Annotated in this window: 21 protein-coding genes; 14 read left to right on the plus strand and 7 right to left on the minus strand. The window is 65.7% G+C overall.

What is annotated here, in order from left to right:
- Positions 1-303: 303 nt before the first annotated feature.
- Entirely contained in the window at positions 304-1,080 is a 777-nt protein-coding gene (locus tag M3I56_RS35375) for an enoyl-CoA hydratase (RefSeq protein WP_254357941.1), read from the minus strand.
- Between the two features lie 138 nt (positions 1,081-1,218).
- Between M3I56_RS35375 and paaN the strand changes: the two genes are divergently transcribed.
- From paaN to paaK, 5 genes are all read left to right on the plus strand, one after another.
- A complete protein-coding gene (gene paaN / locus M3I56_RS35380; RefSeq protein WP_254357942.1) occupies positions 1,219-2,919 on the plus strand; it encodes a phenylacetic acid degradation protein PaaN in 1,701 nt (566 codons plus the stop codon).
- Positions 2,920-3,016: 97 nt separating this feature from the next.
- A complete protein-coding gene (gene pcaF / locus M3I56_RS35385; RefSeq protein ID WP_028208777.1) occupies positions 3,017-4,225 on the plus strand; it encodes a 3-oxoadipyl-CoA thiolase in 1,209 nt (402 codons plus the stop codon).
- Positions 4,226-4,337: 112 nt separating this feature from the next.
- Entirely contained in the window at positions 4,338-5,129 is a 792-nt protein-coding gene (paaG, locus tag M3I56_RS35390) for a 2-(1,2-epoxy-1,2-dihydrophenyl)acetyl-CoA isomerase PaaG (RefSeq protein WP_254357943.1), read from the plus strand.
- A gap of 1 nt (position 5,130) precedes the next feature.
- A complete protein-coding gene (paaI, locus tag M3I56_RS35395; RefSeq protein ID WP_254357944.1) occupies positions 5,131-5,601 on the plus strand; it encodes a hydroxyphenylacetyl-CoA thioesterase PaaI in 471 nt (156 codons plus the stop codon).
- Positions 5,602-5,667: 66 nt separating this feature from the next.
- Positions 5,668-6,966: a phenylacetate--CoA ligase PaaK gene (gene paaK / locus M3I56_RS35400; RefSeq protein ID WP_254357945.1), complete on the plus strand. Its 1,299-nt coding sequence runs from the start codon at positions 5,668-5,670 to the stop codon at positions 6,964-6,966.
- 85 nt (positions 6,967-7,051) lie between these two features.
- Here the strand turns inward: paaK and M3I56_RS35405 are convergent, their stop codons facing one another.
- A complete protein-coding gene (locus M3I56_RS35405) occupies positions 7,052-8,332 on the minus strand; it encodes a murein transglycosylase A (protein ID WP_375541848.1) in 1,281 nt (426 codons plus the stop codon).
- On the opposite strand from M3I56_RS35405, the gene M3I56_RS35410 reads away from it, so the two are divergent.
- Positions 8,298-8,441: a hypothetical protein gene (locus M3I56_RS35410; protein WP_028208772.1), complete on the plus strand. Its 144-nt coding sequence runs from the start codon at positions 8,298-8,300 to the stop codon at positions 8,439-8,441. The two genes, M3I56_RS35405 and M3I56_RS35410, sit on opposite strands and share 35 nt — an antisense overlap.
- A 24-nt stretch (positions 8,442-8,465) precedes the next feature.
- Here the strand turns inward: M3I56_RS35410 and apaG are convergent, their stop codons facing one another.
- A complete protein-coding gene (gene apaG / locus M3I56_RS35415; protein WP_254357946.1) occupies positions 8,466-8,840 on the minus strand; it encodes a Co2+/Mg2+ efflux protein ApaG in 375 nt (124 codons plus the stop codon).
- Between the two features lie 218 nt (positions 8,841-9,058).
- On the opposite strand from apaG, the gene rpe reads away from it, so the two are divergent.
- The 8 genes from rpe to M3I56_RS35455 all read left to right on the plus strand — a co-directional run bounded on the left by rpe (position 9,059) and on the right by M3I56_RS35455 (position 16,650).
- Complete coding sequence (gene rpe / locus M3I56_RS35420; protein ID WP_254357947.1) at positions 9,059-9,757, plus strand: ribulose-phosphate 3-epimerase; 699 nt, start codon at positions 9,059-9,061, stop codon at positions 9,755-9,757.
- Entirely contained in the window at positions 9,754-10,461 is a 708-nt protein-coding gene (locus M3I56_RS35425; protein WP_254336902.1) for a phosphoglycolate phosphatase, read from the plus strand. Before rpe ends, M3I56_RS35425 begins: the two co-directional genes overlap by 4 nt.
- A gap of 476 nt (positions 10,462-10,937) precedes the next feature.
- Positions 10,938-12,431 (plus strand): anthranilate synthase component I, encoded by a 1,494-nt coding sequence (gene trpE, locus M3I56_RS35430; RefSeq protein ID WP_028208768.1) that lies wholly within the window; start codon positions 10,938-10,940, stop codon positions 12,429-12,431.
- A 14-nt stretch (positions 12,432-12,445) separates the two neighbouring features.
- Entirely contained in the window at positions 12,446-13,021 is a 576-nt protein-coding gene (locus M3I56_RS35435; protein WP_028208767.1) for an aminodeoxychorismate/anthranilate synthase component II, read from the plus strand.
- A gap of 13 nt (positions 13,022-13,034) precedes the next feature.
- Positions 13,035-14,066, plus strand: a complete 1,032-nt coding sequence (trpD, locus tag M3I56_RS35440) for an anthranilate phosphoribosyltransferase (RefSeq protein WP_254357964.1) — start codon at positions 13,035-13,037, stop codon at positions 14,064-14,066.
- A 30-nt stretch (positions 14,067-14,096) separates the two neighbouring features.
- Entirely contained in the window at positions 14,097-14,882 is a 786-nt protein-coding gene (gene trpC / locus M3I56_RS35445) for an indole-3-glycerol phosphate synthase TrpC (RefSeq protein WP_254357948.1), read from the plus strand.
- A gap of 12 nt (positions 14,883-14,894) precedes the next feature.
- Entirely contained in the window at positions 14,895-15,521 is a 627-nt protein-coding gene (locus tag M3I56_RS35450) for a CYTH domain-containing protein (protein WP_254357949.1), read from the plus strand.
- Between the two features lie 169 nt (positions 15,522-15,690).
- On the plus strand, positions 15,691-16,650 hold the full coding sequence (locus tag M3I56_RS35455) for a uracil-DNA glycosylase (protein ID WP_254357950.1): 960 nt from the start codon (positions 15,691-15,693) through the stop codon (positions 16,648-16,650).
- A 130-nt stretch (positions 16,651-16,780) separates the two neighbouring features.
- On the opposite strand, the gene M3I56_RS35460 is transcribed toward M3I56_RS35455, so the two are convergent.
- From M3I56_RS35460 to M3I56_RS35475, 4 genes are all read right to left on the minus strand, one after another.
- On the minus strand, positions 16,781-17,377 hold the full coding sequence (locus M3I56_RS35460; RefSeq protein WP_254357951.1) for an FMN-dependent NADH-azoreductase: 597 nt from the start codon (positions 17,375-17,377) through the stop codon (positions 16,781-16,783).
- Positions 17,378-17,565: 188 nt separating this feature from the next.
- The gene (locus M3I56_RS35465; protein WP_254357952.1) at positions 17,566-19,356 is read right to left on the minus strand and encodes a M61 family metallopeptidase; all 1,791 of its coding nucleotides are present in this window, start codon (positions 19,354-19,356) and stop codon (positions 17,566-17,568) included.
- Between the two features lie 135 nt (positions 19,357-19,491).
- On the minus strand, positions 19,492-20,223 hold the full coding sequence (locus M3I56_RS35470) for a DsbC family protein (protein WP_028208760.1): 732 nt from the start codon (positions 20,221-20,223) through the stop codon (positions 19,492-19,494).
- 187 nt (positions 20,224-20,410) lie between these two features.
- Positions 20,411-21,583: a UbiH/UbiF family hydroxylase gene (locus tag M3I56_RS35475; protein WP_254357953.1), complete on the minus strand. Its 1,173-nt coding sequence runs from the start codon at positions 21,581-21,583 to the stop codon at positions 20,411-20,413.
- Positions 21,584-21,805 lie beyond the last annotated feature (222 nt).

Below are 21,805 nucleotides of genomic sequence, written 5' to 3' on the forward strand. Positions count from 1 at the left end.
TGCCGCGCAGTTTCGTTCAGACAACCACTTAACTACCGGCTTCTTTCTGCGTTGCTGCGTCAGCAGCAGAGAAACGAGATTATGAAGAATCTTTTTCGCTTCGTCAACCCCTTTTTTTCGCTCACCGCTTAAAAAAGCTGCCGACTCCTGCGTCCGCCGGTTTCCGCGGCGGCCTTCGCTGCCCTGACGTCAGAGACATCGAACTGCGAAGGGGGCGAATCTTATCGCCCCAGCCGGCGCTGTGCAAGGGGGTGGCGAAAATAATTTCGATCGCCGTTCCCGGCGATCGAAATTCCCAGTCAATTACTTGTTCTTGAACGCGGGCTTGCGCTTCTCGACGAAGGCCGCCATCCCTTCCTTTTGATCTTCCGAAGCGAAGAGCGAATGGAACAGCCGGCGCTCAAAGTGCACGCCTTCAGCCAGCGTCGTCTCGTAGGCGCGATTCACCGACTCCTTCGCCATCATCACGGCGGGCAACGAGAATTCGCAGATGGTCGCCGCCGCGGCCAGCGTTTCGTTCAGCAACTCTGCCGCAGGAATCACCCGCGATACGAGCCCGGCGCGCTCCGCCTCTTCCGCGCCCATCATCCGCGCAGTCAGGCACAGGTCCATCGCCTTCGCTTTCGACACCGCGCGCGGCAGACGCTGCGTACCGCCCGCACCCGGAATCACGCCCAGCTTGATCTCGGGCTGGCCGAACTTCGCCGTATCGGCGGCGAAAATCATGTCGCACATCATGGCCAGCTCGCAGCCGCCGCCGAGCGCGAAGCCCGCGACCGCCGCGATGATCGGCTTGCGAATCGAGCGGATCGTTTCCCAGTTGCGCGTGATGTAGTCGCCCTTGTACACATCCATGAAGGTGTAGCTCGCCATCATCCCGATGTCCGCGCCCGCGGCGAACGCCTTTTCGCTACCGGTGATGACGATCGCGCCAACGCCCTCATCGGCGTCGAACGCCTTGAGTGCCGCGCCCAGTTCGTCCATGAGCGCATCGTTTAGCGCATTGAGCGCCTTTGGCCGGTTCAGCGTGATCAGGCCGACCTTGCCTCGCGTCTCGACCAGGATGTTTTCGTACCCCATAACTCCTCCTTCCATCAAAAGAAAGTCCCCAAAAAAATTTTTTACGCCGAACTTTGACTAATGCTAACATTGGCCAACCAACCGGTCGGTCAATTAATTGGCACGGGCCCTGTCCAACCTCTCAATCAACGTTGAGCCATGACACATTCGCTGTTCGCCAAGCATGAGGGCGCGCTTCAAAAAGCGCTTGCCGCCATCGAGACCCGCGGCTATTGGAGCCCGTTCGCCGAAATGCCTAGCCCCAAAGTGTACGGGGAAACCGCTAGCGCAGATGGCGAAGGCGCGTTCAAGGCCCACCTGAATCGCACCTTCGAACTCGACCAGCCGTCGACGGGCGAAACCGTCGGCAGCGAGGCCTCGCCGTTTGGCTTTGCGCTCGGCGCGCGCTATCCGAAGTCGACGCCGGACCAGTTGATCGAAGCCGCGCAGCAAGCCCAGCGCGACTGGCGCGCCGCCGGCCCGCAAGCATGGGCAGGTGTGAGCCTCGAGATCCTCGAGCGCTTGAACCGCGCGAGCTTCGAGATCGCCTTCAGCGTGATGCACACGACCGGCCAGGCGTTCATGATGGCCTTCCAGGCCGGCGGCCCGCACGCTCAGGACCGCGCGCTCGAAGCCGTCACCTACGCCTACGACCAGCTGCGCCGCATTCCCGCCGACGCGCACTGGGAAAAGCCGCAGGGCAAGAACCCGCCCCTCGCGATGCAAAAGCGCTTCACCATCGTGCCGCGCGGCACCGGCCTCGTGCTCGGCTGCTGCACGTTTCCGACCTGGAACGGCTACCCCGGCCTTTTCGCCGATCTGGCGACGGGCAACACGGTCATCGTCAAGCCGCACCCGGGCGCAATCCTGCCGCTCGCGATCACCGTGCGCATTGCGCGTGACGTGCTGCGCGAAGCCGGCTTCGATCCGAACGTCGTGACGCTGCTCGCCACCGATCCCAACGACGGCGCACTCGTGCAGCAGCTCGCACTGCGCCCCGAGATCAAACTGATCGACTTCACGGGCAGCACGCAAAACGGCGACTGGCTCGAGCGCAATGCGCATCAGGCGCAGGTCTACACGGAAAAGGCAGGCGTGAACCAGATCGTGATCGACTCCGCGGACGACCTGAAGGCCGTCGCCCGCAACATCGCGTTCTCGCTGTCCCTTTACTCGGGCCAGATGTGCACGGCCCCGCAGAACATCTATGTGCCGCGCGACGGCATCCGCACCGCTGAAGGCCAGGTGAGCTTCGAGGCCGTCGCCCAGGCGATCGCCGGCGCCGTGCAGAAGTTCGTCGCCGATCCGGCGCGCGCCGTCGAAGTGCTCGGCGCAATCCAGAACGAAGGCGTGACGGCTCGCATCGACGAAGCCCGCAAGCTCGGCACCGTGCTCGCCGACAGCCAGACGCTCGAACACCCGCAGTTCGCCGGCGCACGCGTGCGCACGCCGCTCGTGCTTTCGCTCGACGCAGCCCGCGACGCCGCCCAGTTCACGCGCGAATGGTTCGGCCCGATCTCGTTCGTGATCGCCACGGATTCGACGGCCCAGTCGCTGAAGCTGGCCGGCGAGACCGCGCGCGACCACGGCGCGCTCACGCTTTCCGTCTACAGCACGGACGACGCCGTGATCGAAGCCGCGCACGAAGCCGCCATCACCGGCGGCGTGGCGCTCTCGATCAATCTCACGGGCGGCGTGTTCGTGAACCAGTCGGCGGCGTTCTCGGACTTCCACGGCACCGGCGCGAACCCCGCGGCAAACGCCGCGCTCGCCGACGCCGCGTTCGTGGCGAACCGCTTCCGCGTGGTTCAGAGCCGTGTTCACGTCGAACCGAAAGCGGTCCCCGCAGTTGCCAGCTGATCGGCCCATGCCGCTCAGCCGAATGGCGCCCGATTGCCCATCCCTCTAGCATGCAAGGCGTGAGCGCACTTCCGCGCTCGCGCCCCAGGAACCCGAGATGACCGAAGCCTATATCTGCGACGCGATTCGCACCCCGTTCGGCCGCTACGGCGGCGCCCTCAAGGACGTCCGCGCAGACGACCTCGCCGCGGTGCCCATCCGCGCGCTCGTCGAGCGCAATCCCGGCGTGGACTGGAGCGCGCTCGACGACGTGCTCTACGGCTGCGCCAACCAGGCCGGCGAAGACAACCGCAACGTCGCGCGCATGGCCGCGCTGCTCGCGGGCCTGCCGACCGACGCGCCGGGCGGCACACTCAACCGCCTGTGCGGCTCGGGCCTCGACGCCGTCGGCAGTGCGGCGCGCGCGATCAAGGCAGGCGAAGCGCGCCTCATGATCGCAGGCGGCGTGGAAAGCATGACGCGCGCGCCGTTCGTCATGGGCAAGGCGGCTTCGGCGTTTTCGCGCGAAGCGGCCATCTACGACACGACCATCGGCTGGCGTTTCGTCAACAAGCTGATGAAGCAGCAGTACGGTGTCGATTCGATGCCGGAAACGGCGGAAAACGTCGCGGAAGATTTCGGGATCAACCGCGCCGATCAGGACGCGTTCGCGCTGCGCAGCCAGCAGAAAGCGGCCCGCGCGCAGAAGGACGGCACGCTTGCGCAGGAAATCGTCGCGGTCGAGATTGCGCAAAAGAAGGGTGACCCCGTGCGCGTGACGCTCGACGAGCACCCGCGCGAGACTTCGCTCGAATCGCTCGGCAAGCTCAAGGGCGTCGTGAAGCCGGACGGCACGGTCACGGCGGGCAACGCCTCGGGCGTCAACGACGGCGCGTGCGCCCTGCTGCTCGCCAATGAGGAGGCCGCTAAGCAGTATGGCCTGCGCCGCCGCGCGCGCGTGCTGGGCATGGCGACCGCCGGCGTCGCACCGCGCATCATGGGCATCGGCCCGGCGCCCGCTACGCAAAAGCTGCTCAAGCAGCTCGGCATGACGCTGGATCAGTTCGACGTAATCGAGCTTAACGAGGCGTTCGCCTCGCAAGGTCTCGCCGTGCTGCGCGCACTCGGCATTGCCGACGACGATCCGCGCGTGAACCCGAATGGCGGCGCAATTGCACTAGGCCACCCGCTCGGCGCTTCGGGCGCGCGTCTCGTGACGACGGCGCTCCATCAGCTGGAGCGCACGAACGGACGCTTCGCACTTTGTACGATGTGCATCGGCGTCGGCCAGGGTATCGCCCTCGCAATCGAACGCGTCGAGGCATAACGCAGGCAGTATCGACCGGCCGCCGGGCGATGCGTTCGGCGGTCTCAGACAGCTTTGCATGGGACCAGAGTAAGCGCTGAAGCGCTAACTCTGGTCGACAAGGAGACAACCGATGCCCTACGATGCGATCCGCGTCGAAATCGACGCATCCACCCGCGTGGCCACGATCACGCTGAACCGCCCGGACAAGCTCAACAGCTTTACGCGCGCCATGCACCGCGAGCTTGTCGCAGCGCTCGACGAGGTCGCCGCAGCCGGCGCGCGGGCCCTCGTGCTGACGGGCGCGGGCCGCGGCTTCTGCGCGGGCCAGGATCTCGCCGATCTCGACTTCACGCCGGGTGCGATGACCGATCTCGGCGACCTCATCGACGAGCATTTCAATCCGCTGATCAAGCGCCTGCAGGCGCTGCCGATGCCTGTGATCGCCGCCGTCAACGGCACCGCGGCCGGCGCCGGCGCCAATCTCGCCCTCGCCTGCGACCTCGTGCTCGCCGCACGCTCGGCAAGCTTCATCCAGGCGTTCGTGAAGATCGGCCTCGTGCCCGATTCCGGCGGCACGTGGTTCCTGCCCAGGCGCGTGGGCATGGCGCGCGCGCTCGGGCTCGCCGTGACCGGCGAAAAGCTGGGCGCGGAAAAGGCGGAGAGCTGGGGCCTCGTCTGGCAAGTGACCGACGACGCGGAGCTCGCGCAAACGGCCGGCGCGCTCGCCGCGCGCCTCGCGCAGCAACCCACGCGCGCCATCGTTGCCACGCGCGAAGCGCTGCGCGCATCGGCCACGAACTCGCTCGACCAGCAACTCGACCTCGAACGCGATCTGCAGCGCGAACTGGGCGCTTCGTACGACTACGCGGAAGGCGTCCAGGCCTTCATCGAAAAACGCGCACCACATTTCGAGGGTCGCTGAGATGTCCACGCAAGTCTCGCAACTGTCAGAGGGAGACGGCATGTCGCCCGACGAACTCGCCCGCGCGGCCGCGCAAGCGATGTACGAATCGGACGGCTGCACCCGCGCGCTCGGCATGGAACTCGTCGAAGTGCGCGCCGGTTACGCGCGCCTGCGCATGGCCGTGCGCCCCGAGTTTCTCAACGGCCATCAAACCTGCCACGGCGGGATGATCTTCTCGCTCGCGGATTCGGCATTCGCCTTCGCGTGCAATTCGTACAACGTCAACACCGTAGCGGCCGGCTGCTCGATCGAGTTCCTGCGTCCGGTCCTGCGCGACGAGGTGTTGACCGCCGAAGCCGTCGAACAGGTGCTATCGGGACGCAACGGGGTCTACGACATCCGCGTGACGAACCGGGCAGGCGAAACCGTCGCGCTTTTCCGAGGCAAGTCCGCGCAGATTCGCGGCAATGTCATTCCAGTCGCAACGTGAAGCGGGTTTCCCCTTCTCGATTCCGCACGCGTCACGAGTAAAGTTCTTAAGATCCAGGAGACACCCATGAGTACCACGCTGCCGCTCGAACACATCGAAAAGGCGAGCCGCGACGAGCTTGCTGCGCTGCAGCTCGAGCGTCTGAAATGGTCGCTGAACCACGCTTACGAGAATTCGCCGGTCTATCGCCGCAAATTCGACGAAGCGGGCGTGCATCCGTCCCAGGTGCAGTCGCTCGCCGACCTCGCGCGCTTCCCGTTCACTACGAAGAAGGATCTGCGCGACAACTATCCCTTCGGCATGTTCGCGGTGCCGCAAGACCAGATTTCGCGCATCCATGCGTCGTCGGGTACGACGGGCAAGCCGACCGTAGTGGCCTACACGGCGCGCGACATCGACACCTGGGCGAACCTCGTCGCGCGTTCGGTGCGCGCAGCGGGCGCCAGGCGCGGCGACAAGGTGCACATCAGCTACGGTTATGGACTCTTTACGGGCGGCCTTGGCGCACACTACGGCGCGGAACGTGCGGGTCTCACCGTCATTCCGTTTGGCGGCGGCCAGACCGAGAAGCAGGTCCAGCTGATCCAGGACTTCCGTCCCGACATCATCATGGTCACGCCGAGCTACATGCTCGCCATCGCCGACGAAATGGAGCGCCAGGGCATTGATCCGGCCACCTGTTCGTTGCGCATCGGCATCTTCGGCGCGGAGCCGTGGACCAATGAAATGCGCAAGGCCATCGAGCAGCGCATGGGCATCACGGCCGTCGACATCTACGGTCTTTCGGAAGTGATGGGCCCGGGCGTCGCCTCGGAGTGCGCGGAGACGAAAGACGGCCCGACGATCTGGGAAGACCACTTCTACCCCGAGATCATCGACCCGGAAACCGGCGAAGTGCTGCCCGACGGCGAATTGGGCGAGCTCGTCTTCACCTCGCTCACGAAGGAAGCGCTGCCCATCGTCCGTTACCGCACGCGCGACCTCACGCGTCTGTTGCCCGGTACGGCGCGCACCATGCGCCGCATGGAAAAGATCACGGGCCGCTCGGACGACATGTTGATCATCCGCGGCGTGAACGTGTTTCCCACGCAGATCGAGGAACTGCTGCTCAAGCAGCCGGCGCTCGCACCGCACTATCAGATCGTCCTGACGAAGGAAGGTCCGATGGACGTGATGTCGCTCAACTGCGAACCGTGCCCGGAAACCGCGCCCGATTACGGCGCGCTCGACGCGGCCAGCAAGGCGCTCGCTTATGACATCAAGGCGCTGATCGGCGTCACATGCAAGGTGAACGTGCTCGAAGTGAACGGCATTGAGCGCTCGGTTGGCAAGGCCCGGCGAGTCATCGACAAGCGGCCGAAGTAACCGCGGCTCGCAGCGCGCAGCAAAAGAAAAAGCCGGCAAGCGCCGGCTTTTTCGCTTCACGTGCGCGGCGCAGGCGCCACCACGATCACGAGTTCGGGAACAGCAGCCACATGCGGCCGCCCTGCTTCATCTTGCCGGCCAGGTCGCCGGCATCGTCGCCGAGGCCCCAGAAGTAGTCGGCGCGCACGCCGCCCTTGATCGCCGTGCCCGTGTCCTGCGCGAACACGAGCCGGTTGAGCGGCGTATTCGTGAGCGGGCGCGTGGTCTGAAGAAACACCGGCGTGCCAAGCGGGATCGACGACGGATCGACGGCAATCGAGCGTTCCGGCGTGAGCGGCACGCCGAGCGCACCGATCGGGCCGTCCGCGCCGCCCTGCGCGTCGCCTTCGGAGCCAGTCATCTCGCGGAAAAACACGAAGCGCGGATTGGTGTCGAGGAGTGCGTCCACGCGCGTCGGGTTCGCGCGCGCCCATGCCTTGATGCCCTGCATGGTCGCCTGCGCGGGCGTGAGTTCGCCGCGGTCGAGCAGCCAGCGCCCGATCGATTTGTACGGCTGGTTGTTGGTGCCGCCAAAACCCACGCGCATCACGCTGCCGTCTTCCATCACGACGCGCCCGGAGCCCTGCACCTGCAGGAAGAACGCTTCGATCGGATCGTCCACCCACACGAGTTCGTTGCCGCCCAGCACGCCCGAACGTTCGAGCTGCGCGCGCGGCGGCATCGCGGCACCCGGACGATAGCCGGACGGCCAGCGATACAGCGCGGTCTGATAGATGCCGTGACGCGTGCGCGAACCGTGCAGCAGCGGTTCGTAGTAGCCGGTCACGAGGCCGTCGAGCGTGCCGTCGTTGTTGGCGAACTGATAGGGCGTGAAATACGTTTCGAAGAATGCACGTGCGCTCGAGGCGTCCAGGTCGTCGAGCTGCGAGGCCGCCGAGCACGCGCGCTGCCAGCGAGGATCGCGCGCGAGGCGCGTGCAGTTCGCGCGCAGCGCCGCGGTCACGCCGATCAGCGAGTCGTCCTGCCAGCCCGGCACCTGCTGCCAGGCGACCGGTGTGAGGCGTTGCGCGGCGAGCTGCGAGGGCAGCGTGGGCGTGCCCTTGGGCGGCACGTTGCGCACGTAGCTCGGGCCGCCGCATGCGGCAAGCAAAGCCGCCAGCGAAGCAGCGCCCAACCATCCGCCTAACCGGACGCCCAGGCGGCTCCTCCCACGCCGAAGCGCCGACCCCACGCAATATCGCATCTTTGTGAATCCCGGCATCACCGGGACATCGAGACCGGAATCGACGTCAAAATCACGCCTACAATATTGGCTCTCGATGGATGCCGCCATGTCAGAACTGCTCGACGAATACCCGATGCTCATGTTTGGTCTGGAAGCGCTCCTTGCGCTGTTCCTGCTGATTTTCATCGTTGTGTGGACCGCGTCGGGCAGGAAGAAGCAAGCCGCGCGCGACGATCGGCGTCAGGACTAGCAGACCCCGAATTCCCGCGGCGGTTCAATGCAGTGTGCGCGGCATGCGCAGCACGAATTCGGGTACGGGCGCCTCGAAGCGCTCGGCGTCCTCGGCGACACAGAAGTACTCGCCGCGCATGGTGCCCACCGGGGTCGCAATCACGGCCCAGCTCGTGTACTCGAACTGCTCGCCCGGCTTCAGAAGCGGCTGATGGCCGACTACGCCCAGCCCCTTCACTTCCTGCACGTGATTTTCGCTGTCGGTGATCACCCAGTGGCGCGCGATCAGCTGGGCGCCCACCTGACCGGTATTGCGAATGGTCAGCGTATACGCGAAGGCATATTGCCGGCGCTCCGGGTCCGATTCTTCGGGCAGGTAGCGCACCTGCGACGTCACGCTGAATTCGTACTGGCTCATCCTTGTTCCATTCGCCCGGGTGCGGCTGCTGAGTCCGTTGACTGAGACGCCCGCGCGGCAAGGCGCTCGCGAGCGCGCCGCGAGGCGCGGCACATGGTTTGGCATTCTGCTTGATGCAACGGGCACCCGCAACCCGGCGCGGCCCGCGGCACCCGCCGCGAAAGGCTCTCCTACTGACGGTAAAATACGGTTTTTCCGACCGTTTCCCGATTGCCGCCATGACGCAATTCCGCATCGCCCCCAGCATTCTCTCCGCCGACTTCGCGCGTCTTGGCGAGGAAGTCCGCAACGTCGTCGCTGCCGGCGCCGACTGGATCCACTTCGACGTGATGGATAACCATTACGTGCCGAACCTCACCATCGGCCCGCTGGTGTGCGAGGCAATCCGCCCGCACGTGAGCGTGCCCATCGACGTGCATCTGATGGTGCGCCCGGTCGACCGCATCGTGCCCGACTTCGCCAAGGCCGGAGCGAACCTCATCAGCTTCCACCCGGAAGGCTCGGACCACATCGACCGCACGCTCTCGCTGATCCGTGACCACGGCTGCAAGGCTGGCCTCGTGTTCAACCCCGCCACGCCGCTGAACTACCTCGACCACGTGATGGACAAGCTCGATCTCGTGCTCATCATGTCGGTGAATCCGGGCTTCGGTGGCCAGTCGTTCATTCCCGAGGCGCTCAACAAGCTGCGCGAGGCGCGCGCGAAGATCGACGCCTACACGGCGCGCACGGGCCGCGAAATCCACCTCGAAGTGGACGGCGGCGTGAAGGTCGACAACATCGCCGAAATCGCGGCGGCTGGCGCGGACACCTTCGTGGCCGGGTCGGCGATCTTCGGCAAGCATGACTACAAGACCGTGATCGACGAGATGCGCGCGCAGCTCGTGACCGCAACAAGCGCTGCAAACGCAAAATGAACGCCCCCATCAAGTTCACCGCGCCGCGCATCGAAGCGGCGCTGATCGACCTCGACGGCACGATGGTCGACACCGCCGACGACTTCGCCGCCGGCCTGAACGGCATGCTCGCGCAGCTCGACGCCGAGGAAACCACGCGCGAGGAAGTGATGGGGTACGTGGGCAAGGGCTCGGAGCACCTGATCCGCAGCGTGCTCGCGCCGCGCTTTCCCGCGGGCAACGTGGAGGCGCGCTTTGACGAAGCGCTCGCGCTCTACCAGGATGAGTACGCGAAGATCAACGGCCGCCACACGCATCTGTACCCGGACGTCGAAGCGGGCCTCGCCGCACTGCGCGACCAGGGCATCAAGCTCGCGTGCGTGACTAACAAGCCGCACCGCTTCGCCGTTGAGCTTTTGCAGCAATACGGCCTGGCCCACTACTTCGAAGTCGTGATCGGCGGCGACAGTCTGGCGAAGAAGAAGCCCGACCCGCTGCCGATGCTCACGGCCTGCGAGCGCCTCGGTGTGAAGCCCGCGGCGGCGGTTGCGATCGGCGATTCGGAGAACGATGCGATTGCGGGCCGCGCGGCCGGCATGGCCACGCTCACGGTGCCCTACGGCTACAACCACGGCCAACCTGTACAAAAAATTGAATCGGATGGTATAGTTGCCTCGCTGTTCGACGCCGCCAAGGCGGTCGCAGCGCACAATGATCTGACTTAAGTTCTCAACTGAACGTCAACTATCCTCATGTTTCTGAATAAAAAACGGAGTCTGAGCACGATCGACCGGGGAGCCTGGCCCTGGCGTCGCTGGTCGCGCTAACCTCACCCGAGGTTCGCTGAAGATTGTCTTCAGCACCGTTTTTTACTTCGCTGCGCACTCGCGCGTGTCTCGACTCTAAACTGTTGCAGTAACCCGTCGGCTGGTCTGGCCGTTGGCTTTCGTTGTCCTTGCGTGTCGTTTCGCCGTTCGCGGCGAGGTGCGCGAGGCGCGAGCGGCTACGCTTCACCTTCCGTCGATGTACTGCACGCCGGCCCGGCAAGCGCTTGATCATCAGCGCGACCTCGGGCCGCACGAGCGAGCGCCAGCGGCCATCAAGCACTCAAAAACAAACGCCTCGCGCTCACCGCGCGCCCCGTTTTGAGCCGCACTGGGCCCGCACCCGCCGCGACCGGCAGCACGAACAGGATCGGAACATGACCGAACTCGAATTTCAGTCCCTCGCCAACGAGGGCTACAACCGCATCCCGCTGATCGCCGAAGCGCTCGCCGATCTCGAAACGCCGCTCTCGCTGTATCTGAAGCTCGCGCAGCCCGAGCGCAGCGGCGCCAATTCTTTCCTGCTGGAGTCCGTGGTGGGCGGCGAGCGCTTCGGGCGCTACTCGTTCATCGGCCTGCCGGCGCGCTCGCTGATCCGCACGCGCAACGGCGTCTCGGAGGTCGTGCGCGACGGCCAGGTGATCGAGACGCATGACAGCGATCCGCTCGAATTCATCGCGAAGTACCAGGCGCGCTTCAAGGTCGCGCAGCGTCCGGGCCTGCCGCGTTTCTGCGGCGGTCTCGCGGGCTACTTTGGCTACGACGCGGTGCGCTACATCGAGAAGAAGCTCGCCGATACCTGCCCGACCGACGACCTCGGCCTGCCCGACATCCAGTTGCTGCTGACCGAAGAAGTCGCGGTCATCGACAATCTCGCGGGCAAGCTGTATCTGATCGTCTACGCCGATCCGCAAACGCCCGAGGCGTACACCAAGGCCAAACACCGCCTGCGCGAACTCAAGCAGCGCCTGCGCACCACGGTGCAGCCGCCGGTGACCTCGGCGAGCGTGCGTACCGAAACCTTCCGCGAATTCAAGAAGGACGATTACCTTGCCGCCGTGCGCAAGGCGAAGGAATACATCGCCGCTGGCGAGTTGATGCAGGTTCAGGTCGGCCAGCGCCTCAGCAAGCCGTATCGCGACAATCCGCTCTCGCTCTACCGTGCGCTGCGCTCGCTCAACCCGTCGCCGTACATGTACTACTACAACTTCGGCGAATTCCACGTGGTGGGCGCGTCGCCGGAAATTCTCGTGCGCCAGGAAAAACGCGGCGAAGACCGCATCGTGACGATCCGTCCGCTCGCGGGCACGCGGCCGCGCGGCAACACGCCCGAGCGCGACGCCGAACTCGCGACCGAACTGCTCAACGACCCGAAGGAAATCGCCGAGCACGTCATGCTGATCGACCTCGCGCGCAACGACGTGGGCCGCATCGCCGAGATCGGCTCGGTGGCCGTCACCGACAAGATGATCATCGAGAAGTACTCGCACGTGCAGCACATCGTGAGTTCGGTGGAAGGCAAGCTCAAGCCCGGCATGAACAATTTCGACGTCCTGCGCGCCACGTTCCCGGCCGGCACGCTCTCGGGCGCGCCGAAGGTGCGCGCGATGGAACTGATCGACGAACTGGAGCCGGTGAAGCGCGGGCTCTACGGCGGCGCGGTCGGCTATCTTTCGTTCAACGGCGAGATGGACCTGGCGATCGCGATCCGCACCGGCCTCATCCACAACGGCAATCTGTATGTGCAGGCCGCCGCGGGCGTGGTTGCCGATTCGGTGCCCGAGTCCGAATGGCAGGAAACCGAGAACAAGGCGCGCGCCGTGCTGCGCGCCGCCGAGCAGGTGCAGGACGGCCTCGACAGCGACTTCTGAGCGGAGAAAAGACCATGTTGCTCATGATCGACAACTACGATTCGTTTACCTACAACATCGTCCAGTACTTCGGCGAACTCGGCGAAGACGTTCATACGTACCGCAACGACGAAATCACCATCGACGAAATCGCGAAGCTCAACCCCGCGCGCATCTGCCTCTCGCCCGGACCGAGCAACCCGCAGCACGCGGGCATCACGCTCGAGGTGCTGCGCGAATTCGCAGGCAAGACGCCGATTCTCGGCGTGTGCCTCGGCCATCAGGCGATTGGCGAAGCGTTCGGCGGGCGCGTCGTGCGGGCGAAGACCATCATGCACGGCAAGGTGAGCCAGATCGAAACCGACTGCAAAGGCGTGTTCGCCGACCTGCCGAAGCACTTCAACGTCACCCGTTATCACTCGCTCGCCATCGAGCGCGAGTCGCTGCCCGACTGTCTCGAAGTGTCGGCCTGGACCGATGACGGCGAGATCATGGGCGTGCGTCACCGCGAGCTTGCGGTGGAAGGCGTGCAGTTCCATCCGGAATCGATTCTCTCGGAGCACGGCCATGCCCTCTTCGAGAATTTCCTGAAGCAAACCAAAAGCGCTTGATACGGAGACGAACATCATGATCACCCCGCAGGAAGCGCTCCAGCGCACGATCGAGCATCGCGAGATTTTTCACGACGAGATGCTGCACCTCATGCGCCTGATCATGCGCGGCGAGCTCTCGCCCGTCCAATCGGCGGCCATCCTCACCGGCCTGCGCGTGAAGAAGGAAACCATCGGCGAGATCACCGCCGCCGCGACGGTGATGCGCGAGTTCGCGAATCACGTCGAGGTGAAGGACAACTCGAACTTCATCGACATCGTCGGCACGGGCGGCGACGGCTCGCACACCTTCAATATCTCCACGGCCTCGATGTTCGTGGTCGCGGCAGCCGGCGCGAAGGTCGCGAAGCACGGCAACCGGGGCGTCTCCAGCAAGTCGGGCAGCGCGGACGTGCTCGAAGCGCTCGGCGTGAACATCGACCTGCAGCCGGACCAGGTGGCCGCCTCGATTGCCGAAACGGGGGTGGGCTTCATGTTCGCGCCCAACCACCATCCCGCGATGAAGAACATCGCCGCCGTGCGCCGTGAGTTGGGCGTGCGCACGATCTTCAACATCCTCGGGCCGCTCACGAATCCGGCCGGCGCGCCCAATCAGCTGATGGGCGTGTTTCATCCGGACCTCGTCGGCATTCAGGTGCGCGTGATGGAGCGGCTTGGCGCAAAACACGTGTGCGTGGTGTACGGCAAGGACGGCATGGACGAAGTCTCGCTCGGCGCGGCCACGCTCGTCGGCGAACTGAAGGACGGCCAGATTCGCGAGTACGAGATCCACCCCGAAGACTTCGGCATGCAGATGGTCTCGAACCGTTCGCTCAAGGTCGAAAACGCCGACGAGTCGAAGACGATGCTGCTCGGCGCGCTCTCGAACGAGCCAGGCACGGCACGCGAGATCGTCGCGCTGAACGCGGGCACGGCGCTCTATTGCGCCAACGTCGCGGACTCGATCGCCGACGGCATCGCGCTCGCGCGCGAGACCCTCGCCAGCGGCCGCGCGCGCGCCAAAGTCGACGAACTGGTACGCTTCACGCAACAGTTCAAACGCTGATCCAGCACCGTTTTTTTGCCTCCGAACATCATGAGTGACATCCTCGAAAAGATCATCGCGGTCAAGCGCGAAGAAGTGCGCGCCGCCGAGCAGAGCGCCCCGCTCGAAGAACTGCGTCTGCAGGCGCGCACGCGCGACCTGCGCGATTTCGTCGGCGCATTGCGCGCGAAGCACGACAACGGCCAGGCCGCCGTGATCGCCGAAGTGAAGAAGGCAAGTCCGTCGAAGGGCGTGCTGCGCGAAAACTTCCAGCCCGCCGAAATCGCACGCTCGTACGCCGAGGGCGGCGCGGCCTGCCTCTCCGTGCTGACCGACGTACAGTTCTTCCAGGGCAGCGCCGCGTACCTCGAAGCCGCGCGCGCCGCGTGCAACTTGCCGGTGCTGCGCAAGGACTTCATCGTCGATCCGTATCAGGTCGTCGAAGCCCGCGCGATGGGCGCCGACGCGATCCTGCTGATCGCCGCCGCGCTCCAGCCCGGCGAAATGCGCGACCTCGAAGCGCTTGCGCATTCGCTCGGTCTCGCGGTGCTCGTCGAAGTGCACGACCGCGCAGAACTCACGCACGCGCTCACGCTGAAGACGCCGCTCATCGGCATCAACAATCGCAATCTGCGCACCTTCGAAACCACGCTGGATACGACCATCGGCATGCTCGACGACGTGCCTGAAGACCGCATCGTCGTGACCGAGTCGGGCATTCTCTCGCGTGCCGATGTCGAGAAAATGCGCGCGCTTTCCGTTCACACGTTCCTCGTCGGCGAGGCGTTCATGCGCGCCGAGCAGCCGGGCGCGGAACTCGCCCGCATGTTCTTCTGATCGCGCGGCACCATGGGTATCGAACGCGAAATCAAGCTCGCGCTGCCGCGCGACCAGGTAGACGCGGCGCTGCGTCTCTTCGAGACGCGCGCCGGCAAGCCGGGTCACGCCATCCGGCTCGAAAACATCTACTTCGACACGCCGGCGCTCGCGCTTGCGCGCGCAAAGAGCGCGCTGCGCCTGCGTCGCGCGCCCGAAGGCTGGCTGCAGACGTTCAAAACGGTGGGTGTGGCGCAAAACGGGCTGCACGCGCGGCACGAGTGGGAAATGCCGGTGACGGGCGAAGCGCTCGAAATCGAAAAGCTGCTGCACGAGTGCGACGAAGCCGGTGTTTCGACCGCGCTCTCCGATGCCGCCGCGAACCTGATCCCGCTCTTTCGCACCGACTTCACGCGCACGCTATGGACGCTCGAAGTCGACGACGCGCAGGTGGAAGCGGCTATCGATCAGGGCGAAGTCACCGCGGAAGTGAACGGCGAAACGCGGCACAAGCCGATTTGCGAAATCGAACTCGAACTGAAATCGGGCGACGAAGCGGCATTGCACGCGCTCGCGGCGGAACTCGCGCAGGCGCTACCCGGCCTCGCGCCGGACGACATCAGCAAGGCCCAACGCGGATACAAGCTGCGCGAAGGCTGAGAACGACGCGGCGCGGCTTCGGCGCGCCGCACGAACGCGCCCAAACCCTCGAGGAAAGCGCGAAAAAGGTGCTGTTAGTTGCAACATCAGCGCCGATGCCGGAAAAGGCCGCCCAGCCGCGCTCGCGCCGGATTGAATCGCCGCGCAATTGCTGCGACACTTGCCGCCCATGACCTCCACGAAACGCCCGCGCGTCGCGATGCCGGTGCAAGCCTCGCTGTTCGACGACTTTCTGTCCGACGCAGCGCAAGCCACGCTCGACGAGCCGCCGCTGCCCGAAATCGACCCGCGCCAGATCACGATCTTCTCGCTGTTCGGCGCCGACGAATTCCCGGCGCCCGAGCGCACGCACGCCGTTATGCCCGCCCCCGCCATGTCCAACGAACCCGCCGCGCCGCAGGCCGCCATCGACACCACGCGCCTCGAAGACCAGTTCGACGCGCTGCCCGCCGCCTGGCGCGAGCTGCTCGCGCCTTTCATCGCGAGCGACGCCTACGCGCCGCTGTGCCGCTTCGTCGACGACGAGCGCGCCGCCGGCAAGACCGTCTACCCCGCCGACGTGTTCCGCGCGCTGCGCCTCACCTCGCCAGACGAGGTGAAAGTCGTGATCCTCGGCCAGGACCCGTACCACGGCGACGATCGAGGCACGCCGCAGGCGCATGGCCTGGCGTTCTCGGTGCCGCCCTCGGTGCGCCCGCCGCCTTCGCTGCGCAATATCTTCAAGGAGATCGCGGCGAGCCTCGGCATTCAAGCGCCCGCGCACGGCTGTCTCGACGCCTGGGCGCGCCAGGGCGTGCTGCTGCTGAACACGGTGCTGACCGTCGAGCGCGCGAGCGCCGCGAGCCACGCGAAGCGCGGCTGGGAGCGCTGCACCGACACGCTGATCCAGCAACTCGCCGCGCGCCACGAGAACCTCGTGTTCATGCTGTGGGGCGCGCACGCGCAGAACAAGCGCGCACTGCTTTCGGGTCCGCATTGCGTGCTGGAAGCGCCGCATCCGTCGCCGCTTTCCGCGCATCGGGGCTTTCTCGGCTGCGGGCATTTCGCGCAGGCCAACGAGTATCTGCAGGCGCACGGTCGCCAGCCGATCGACTGGCGTTTGCCGGAGGAAGGCCTCGTGCTCGCTTGAGCCCCTTGAGCCCCTTGAGCCCCTTGAGCCGCTTGAGCCTCACGACGGGACGCGTAATGAAAAACGCCACGGGATCGCTCTCGTGGCGTTTTTGCTTTTACAGCCGTCAAACAGCCGTCAAGCGCGCACTTTACGCTGCAGCGATCGCCTCACGCGCGCCCGCGAGCGCGGCGCTTGCCGCGTCCGGGCCCATGTTCAGGCCTTCGGCGTAGATGAAGTTCACGTCGGTCATGCCGAGGAAGCCGAGGAACGACTTCAGGTACGGCGTCTGGCTGTCGTGCGGGGTGCCTTGATACTTGCCGCCGCGCGCCGAAACGACATACACCTTCTTGCCGTTCACGAGCCCTTCGGGACCGTTTGCGGTGTAGCGGAACGTGATGCCGGCACGCGCGATCCAGTCGAAATACGTCTTGAGCTGCGACGAGACGCCGAAGTTGTACATCGGCGCACCGATCACGATGACGTCCGCTGCCTGCAGTTCTGCGATCAGCGCTTCGCTGCGTGCGGCGACGGCCTGCTGTTCCGGCGTGCGCTGCTCGGCCGGCGTGAAGAACGCGCCGAGCACGGCGTCGTCGAGGTGCGGCAGCGGATCGGCTTGCAGGTTACGCGTGACGACTTGCGCGCCCGGATTCGATTGTTGCAGTCTGGCCGTCAATTCGTTGACGAGCAGCGTCGACTGGGCGCCTTGCGAGCGGGCGGCGGAATTGATTTGCAGGATCGTGGTCATGGTGGCTCCTTCGGGTCTCTGTTGCGCAACGTTGCGCGAGTGAAGCCATTGTGTTTTTTTACTGCGCCCCGAAAAAGTAGTCCGCCGATGACGGATCGTTGCAGCGATAGAACAATCGCCGGTACGAAAAGACGGCACGGGATCAGTCCCCACGCCGTTTTTGGTACCGCCGCGCCCCGTCCCGCGGCTTACGCCGCCAGCCAGCGCTCGCGCAAGCCGCGCTCGGGCGCACGCTTGTCGGAGGCCGCGATCTTGTAGCGCGCGACTTCGGGCGCGTCGAGGGTCAGACGCGCCGCGCGAAGCTCGTCGCGGCGGAACGCGTGGATTTCGACCTTCGTGCCCGGCTGGTAGCGCGAAAGCAGCGCGTCGAGATTCGAGCCCGTCACGCGCAGGCCGTCGAGCGCAACGAGCGTGTCGCCAGCCGACAGGCCCGCCTTCTGGGCCGCGCCGCCTTCGTAGACCACGGCAAGCGTCGCTTCGGCGCCGCCACGCAGCCGCGCGCCGAGCGACGGCTTCGCGCCGCGCTCGGGCTCCCCTTCGAGCGTCACGCCGAACGGCTCGAACAGCGTTGCGAGCGGCAGGTCGCGCGTGCCGCGCACGGCGTCGCTAAAGAGCGCGCCCAACTCCACGCCCGTTGCCTCGGCAATCAGCGCCTCGACATCGTCCTCGCCCACGCCGACCGGCTTGCCGCGATAGAAGTCGCGCCCATAGCGCTGCCACAGCAGGCGCATGCCGTCGTCAAGCGATTTGCGGCCGTTCGTCTGCGCGCGAATCGCGAGGTCGAACGACAGCGCCACGAGCGAGCCCTTGGTGTAGTAGCTGACGATCGCATTCGACGCGTTCTCGTCCTGACGGTAGTACTTCACCCACGCGTCGAACGAGCTTTCCGCGACGCTCTGCTTCAGCCGCCCCGCCCCGCGCAGCACGCCGGCGATCGTCTTGCCGAGCAGGCCGAAGTATTCGTCTGTGGAAATGAGCCCGCTGCGCACGAGCATGAGATCGTCGTAGTACGACGTGAAGCCCTCGAACAGCCACAGCAGCGACGTATAGTCCTCGCGCGTGAGGTCGTACGGCACGAACGCCGCCGGCTTGATGCGCTTCACGTTCCACGTGTGGAAGTATTCGTGGCTGCACAGGCCGAGATAGGTGCGATAGCCGTCCGACGTCTCCGGCCTGCCCTTCACCGGCAGGTCGGTGCGATTGCAGATGAGCGCCGTCGATGCGCGATGCTCGAGGCCACCGTAACCGTCGCTCACGGCTTGCGTCATGAACACGTAGCGCTCCATCGGCGCGCGCTTCGTGCGCGGCTCGAAGAGCGCGATCTGCGCCTCGCAAATCTTCTTCAGGTCGGCGGCGAGACGCTCGGTGTCGAGCGCGACCACGCGGCCCGCGATCACGATGTCGTGCGGCACGCCATGCGCCTTGAAGCTCGCGAGCGTGAACTCGCCGAGCGTGACCGGGTGATCGATCAGCTCGTCGTAGTTCGTGGCCGTATATTCGCCGAAGCCGTAACGCTTGGTGCCGCGCGCTTCCGTCAGCGCCGTGCCCACGCGCCAGTGGCGGTACGCGTGCCCATCCGGACGCTGAATATCGACCGCGTGCTGCGCCTCCTCATGGCCGAGCGCCGCGAGAAACACGCTCGTGCCGTTGAAGAAGCCCACCGTGTCGTCGAGATGCGCCGCGCGCACCGACAGGTCCCACGCGTAGACCTCGTAGCGCAGCGTGAGCGCGCCCTTCACGGGCGCGGCCTGCCACGAATGCTTGTCGGTCTTTGTCACGCGCACCTTGCGGCCCGCGTCGTTGAAAGCGCGCAGCGTGACGATGTTGCGCGCGAACTCGCGCACCATGTAACTGCCCGGAATCCAGACGGGCAGCATGAAGCGTTGGCCGTCCGGCGCGGGGTCTTCCACGGTGAGCGTCACCTCGAACAGATGCGCGGCGGGATTCTTCGGGACGATGGTGTATCGGATCGGCTTCATCGGCGGGATCGGTGAGAGATTCGGTCAGCAGACGCGGATTGCAAATTCAGTATGCCCGGCAGACAGAAACGGACAAAAAGCGCCGGGCAAAAAAAGCACCGGCCGCGAAAGCGGCCGGCGGATTTGGGAGAGGCGTCAGTGAGCGCCGTTCAGTCCGCGTTCGAGCCGGTCGGCGCTGACTGCGCCCGGCAGGCGCGTGCCGTCGGCGAGGATCACGGTGGGCGTGCCGGTCACGTTCATCTTCTGCCCGAGCGCGAGATTGCTGTCGATGGCGGCCGTGTCGCACGTGCCGGCTGCGGTGGGCGCCTTGCGGTCCACCATCCACGACTCCCACGCCTTCGCGCGGTCCGACGAGCACCAGATCTGCTTGGCCTTCGCCGTCGAATCAGGCGAGAGCACCGGATACAGGAACGTGTAGACCGTCACGTTGTCCACGGACTTCAGCGTGTTTTCGAGCTGATGGCAGTACGGGCAGTTCGGGTCGGAGAACACGGCCATCTTGCGCTTGCCGTCGCCCTTCACGACCTTGACCGCGTTCTCGAGCGGCAGCTTCGCGAAATCGACCTTGTTGATTTCGTTCAGGCGCGCCTCGGTGAGATTGCGGTGCGCCTTGGTGTCGATGAGTTCGCCGTTGAGCACGTAGTCGCCGTTGGCGTCGCTGTAGACGATCTGCGTGCCGAGGTTGATCTCGTAAAGACCGGGCATGGGCGCTTTGGTGATGCCCTTGATGTCGCTGGCGTCGATGCCGAGGCGCGTCTGCAGCGCCGACTTGATCTTGTCGGTGGTCTGGTCGGCCTGGGCCGAGCAGCCGAGCGCCGAGGTAGCTACCGCGATCACGAGCGCGGCAAATCGAATACGCGTTTGCATGGGATGCATTCCTGATTCGGGCGCGACGCGCAGGGGCGGCGCGCGCAGAGTTCCGTTGAATGGCCGGCGCGGCATGCGCTGCGGACGCGGCCAATACGCCCATTCTAAGCTGCACCGGGACTCAAGCAATCGAAATGCCCGCTTGAGTGGCAAATGGGCGGTAAATGAGCGATAAAGCCCGGGGATATTAGCCGAGCGCCGAGGCCACCAGCCAGCGCTTGAGCAGCGGCTGCGCGCCCACGAATGCCATACCCGTATTGCGCACCGCGCGAGCGAGCGTGCCGGGGAACGAGAAGAGCCGCTGTAGACCGTCGGTGGCGACGACGAGCTTCTGGATGTCCTCACGGCGGCCGCGTTCGTAGCGGCGCAGCAGCACGATGTCGCCGAGATCACGGAACGCCTCTTTCTTCATGACCACGTCGACGAGCGCGGCAACGTCGCGCAAGCCGAGGTTCACGCCCTGGCCCGCAAGCGGGTGAATCAGATGCGCGGCATCGCCGACCAGGGCGACGCGGGGCGCCACGAGCCGGTCGACGGTTTGCAGCGACAGCGGAAAGCCGCGCGCGGGCGTGACGCATTCGAGCGCGCCCAGCTGGCTTTGCGAGACGCGCTCGACTTCGGCGGCAAGCTGCGCCGGTTCGAACTTGAGCAGTTCGTCGGCATGTTCGGTCTGCGCCGACCAGACGAGCGACACGTGACGATCCGGCAGCGGCAGCAAGGCGACGATCTCGCCCTCGCGAAACCACTGATACGCCGTTTCGCCGTGCGGCTTTTCCGCCCGGAAATTGGCGACCACGCCGGTTTGCCGGTAATCGCGCCGCTCGACCTTCGAGCCGATCTGCGCACGCACCCACGAATGCGCGCCGTCCGCGCCGATCGCGAGGTCGGCTTCGATCGTGCGGCCATTGGCGAGGCCGATCACGGCCGCGTCGGATTTCACGTCGAGCGTCTGTGCACGCGTGTCGATCCACGCGAGATTGGGCTGGAAGTGCAGCGCGGCGTCGAGCGCGCGCTCGACGACCGACGACTCGGCAATCCACGCAAGCTGCGCAACCGACGCCTGATAGGCCGAGAAGTGCAGCTCCGCCGCGGCGTCGCCGAACACGCGCATGTCGTAGACGGGCGTGAGGCGCGCGGCATCGGCGGCCTGCCAGACCCGCAGCCGCTCGAACAGCGCCTGCGAACTGCGCGAAAAGGCGTACACGCGCGCGTCGAACACGGCGCCCGCGGGCAGCGGCGCGCATGGCTGCGCGAGTAGCGCCACGCGCAGGCCGCTCTGGGTCAGCGCGAGCGCCGCCGACTTGCCGACGAGCCCGCCGCCGATCACGGCGACATCAAAGGTCTGGTTGCTTGCAGTCATGCGCGCATTATAGCCGCGGGCGCTTGTGTGACCGGGCCGGACGGGCGCGATGTTGCGGCGCAGCAAGGCGTTGCAGGAAGGCGGCCCGGAGGCGCGGCGACGCCCGCGGCTAACCCTTACCCGGACGAGGTTACAATTACGGTTTTCGTGACTCCCCGTCACATCCCCCGACGTGCCACCTGCGCCGCCCCGCCCGCCGCTTCCGCTTTCGCGAGACGCCCG

Source organism: Paraburkholderia sp. CNPSo 3281 (assembly GCF_024206515.1).
In the GTDB taxonomy this organism is placed as follows: Bacteria; Pseudomonadota; Gammaproteobacteria; order Burkholderiales; family Burkholderiaceae; genus Paraburkholderia; species Paraburkholderia nodosa.

Excerpts from the sequence above, each read along its gene's own strand:
- pcaF (WP_028208777.1), top strand. The coding sequence starts at position 3,017 with ATGACCGAAGCCTATATCTGCGACGCGATTCGCACCCCGTTCGGCCGC.
- M3I56_RS35460 (WP_254357951.1), bottom strand. The coding sequence starts at position 17,377 with ATGACCACGATCCTGCAAATCAATTCCGCCGCCCGCTCGCAAGGCGCC.
- rpe (WP_254357947.1), top strand. The coding sequence starts at position 9,059 with ATGACGCAATTCCGCATCGCCCCCAGCATTCTCTCCGCCGACTTCGCG.
- M3I56_RS35455 (WP_254357950.1), top strand. The coding sequence starts at position 15,691 with ATGACCTCCACGAAACGCCCGCGCGTCGCGATGCCGGTGCAAGCCTCG.
- M3I56_RS35475 (WP_254357953.1), bottom strand. The coding sequence starts at position 21,583 with ATGACTGCAAGCAACCAGACCTTTGATGTCGCCGTGATCGGCGGCGGG.
- M3I56_RS35405 (WP_375541848.1), bottom strand. The coding sequence starts at position 8,332 with ATGAGCATCGGGTATTCGTCGAGCAGTTCTGACATGGCGGCATCCATC.
- apaG (WP_254357946.1), bottom strand. The coding sequence starts at position 8,840 with ATGAGCCAGTACGAATTCAGCGTGACGTCGCAGGTGCGCTACCTGCCC.
- M3I56_RS35375 (WP_254357941.1), bottom strand. The coding sequence starts at position 1,080 with ATGGGGTACGAAAACATCCTGGTCGAGACGCGAGGCAAGGTCGGCCTG.
- M3I56_RS35470 (WP_028208760.1), bottom strand. The coding sequence starts at position 20,223 with ATGCAAACGCGTATTCGATTTGCCGCGCTCGTGATCGCGGTAGCTACC.
- paaG (WP_254357943.1), top strand. The coding sequence starts at position 4,338 with ATGCCCTACGATGCGATCCGCGTCGAAATCGACGCATCCACCCGCGTG.
- paaI (WP_254357944.1), top strand. The coding sequence starts at position 5,131 with ATGTCCACGCAAGTCTCGCAACTGTCAGAGGGAGACGGCATGTCGCCC.
- M3I56_RS35450 (WP_254357949.1), top strand. The coding sequence starts at position 14,895 with ATGGGTATCGAACGCGAAATCAAGCTCGCGCTGCCGCGCGACCAGGTA.
- paaK (WP_254357945.1), top strand. The coding sequence starts at position 5,668 with ATGAGTACCACGCTGCCGCTCGAACACATCGAAAAGGCGAGCCGCGAC.
- M3I56_RS35465 (WP_254357952.1), bottom strand. The coding sequence starts at position 19,356 with ATGAAGCCGATCCGATACACCATCGTCCCGAAGAATCCCGCCGCGCAT.
- M3I56_RS35435 (WP_028208767.1), top strand. The coding sequence starts at position 12,446 with ATGTTGCTCATGATCGACAACTACGATTCGTTTACCTACAACATCGTC.
- M3I56_RS35410 (WP_028208772.1), top strand. The coding sequence starts at position 8,298 with ATGTCAGAACTGCTCGACGAATACCCGATGCTCATGTTTGGTCTGGAA.
- trpC (WP_254357948.1), top strand. The coding sequence starts at position 14,097 with ATGAGTGACATCCTCGAAAAGATCATCGCGGTCAAGCGCGAAGAAGTG.
- trpE (WP_028208768.1), top strand. The coding sequence starts at position 10,938 with ATGACCGAACTCGAATTTCAGTCCCTCGCCAACGAGGGCTACAACCGC.
- M3I56_RS35425 (WP_254336902.1), top strand. The coding sequence starts at position 9,754 with ATGAACGCCCCCATCAAGTTCACCGCGCCGCGCATCGAAGCGGCGCTG.
- paaN (WP_254357942.1), top strand. The coding sequence starts at position 1,219 with ATGACACATTCGCTGTTCGCCAAGCATGAGGGCGCGCTTCAAAAAGCG.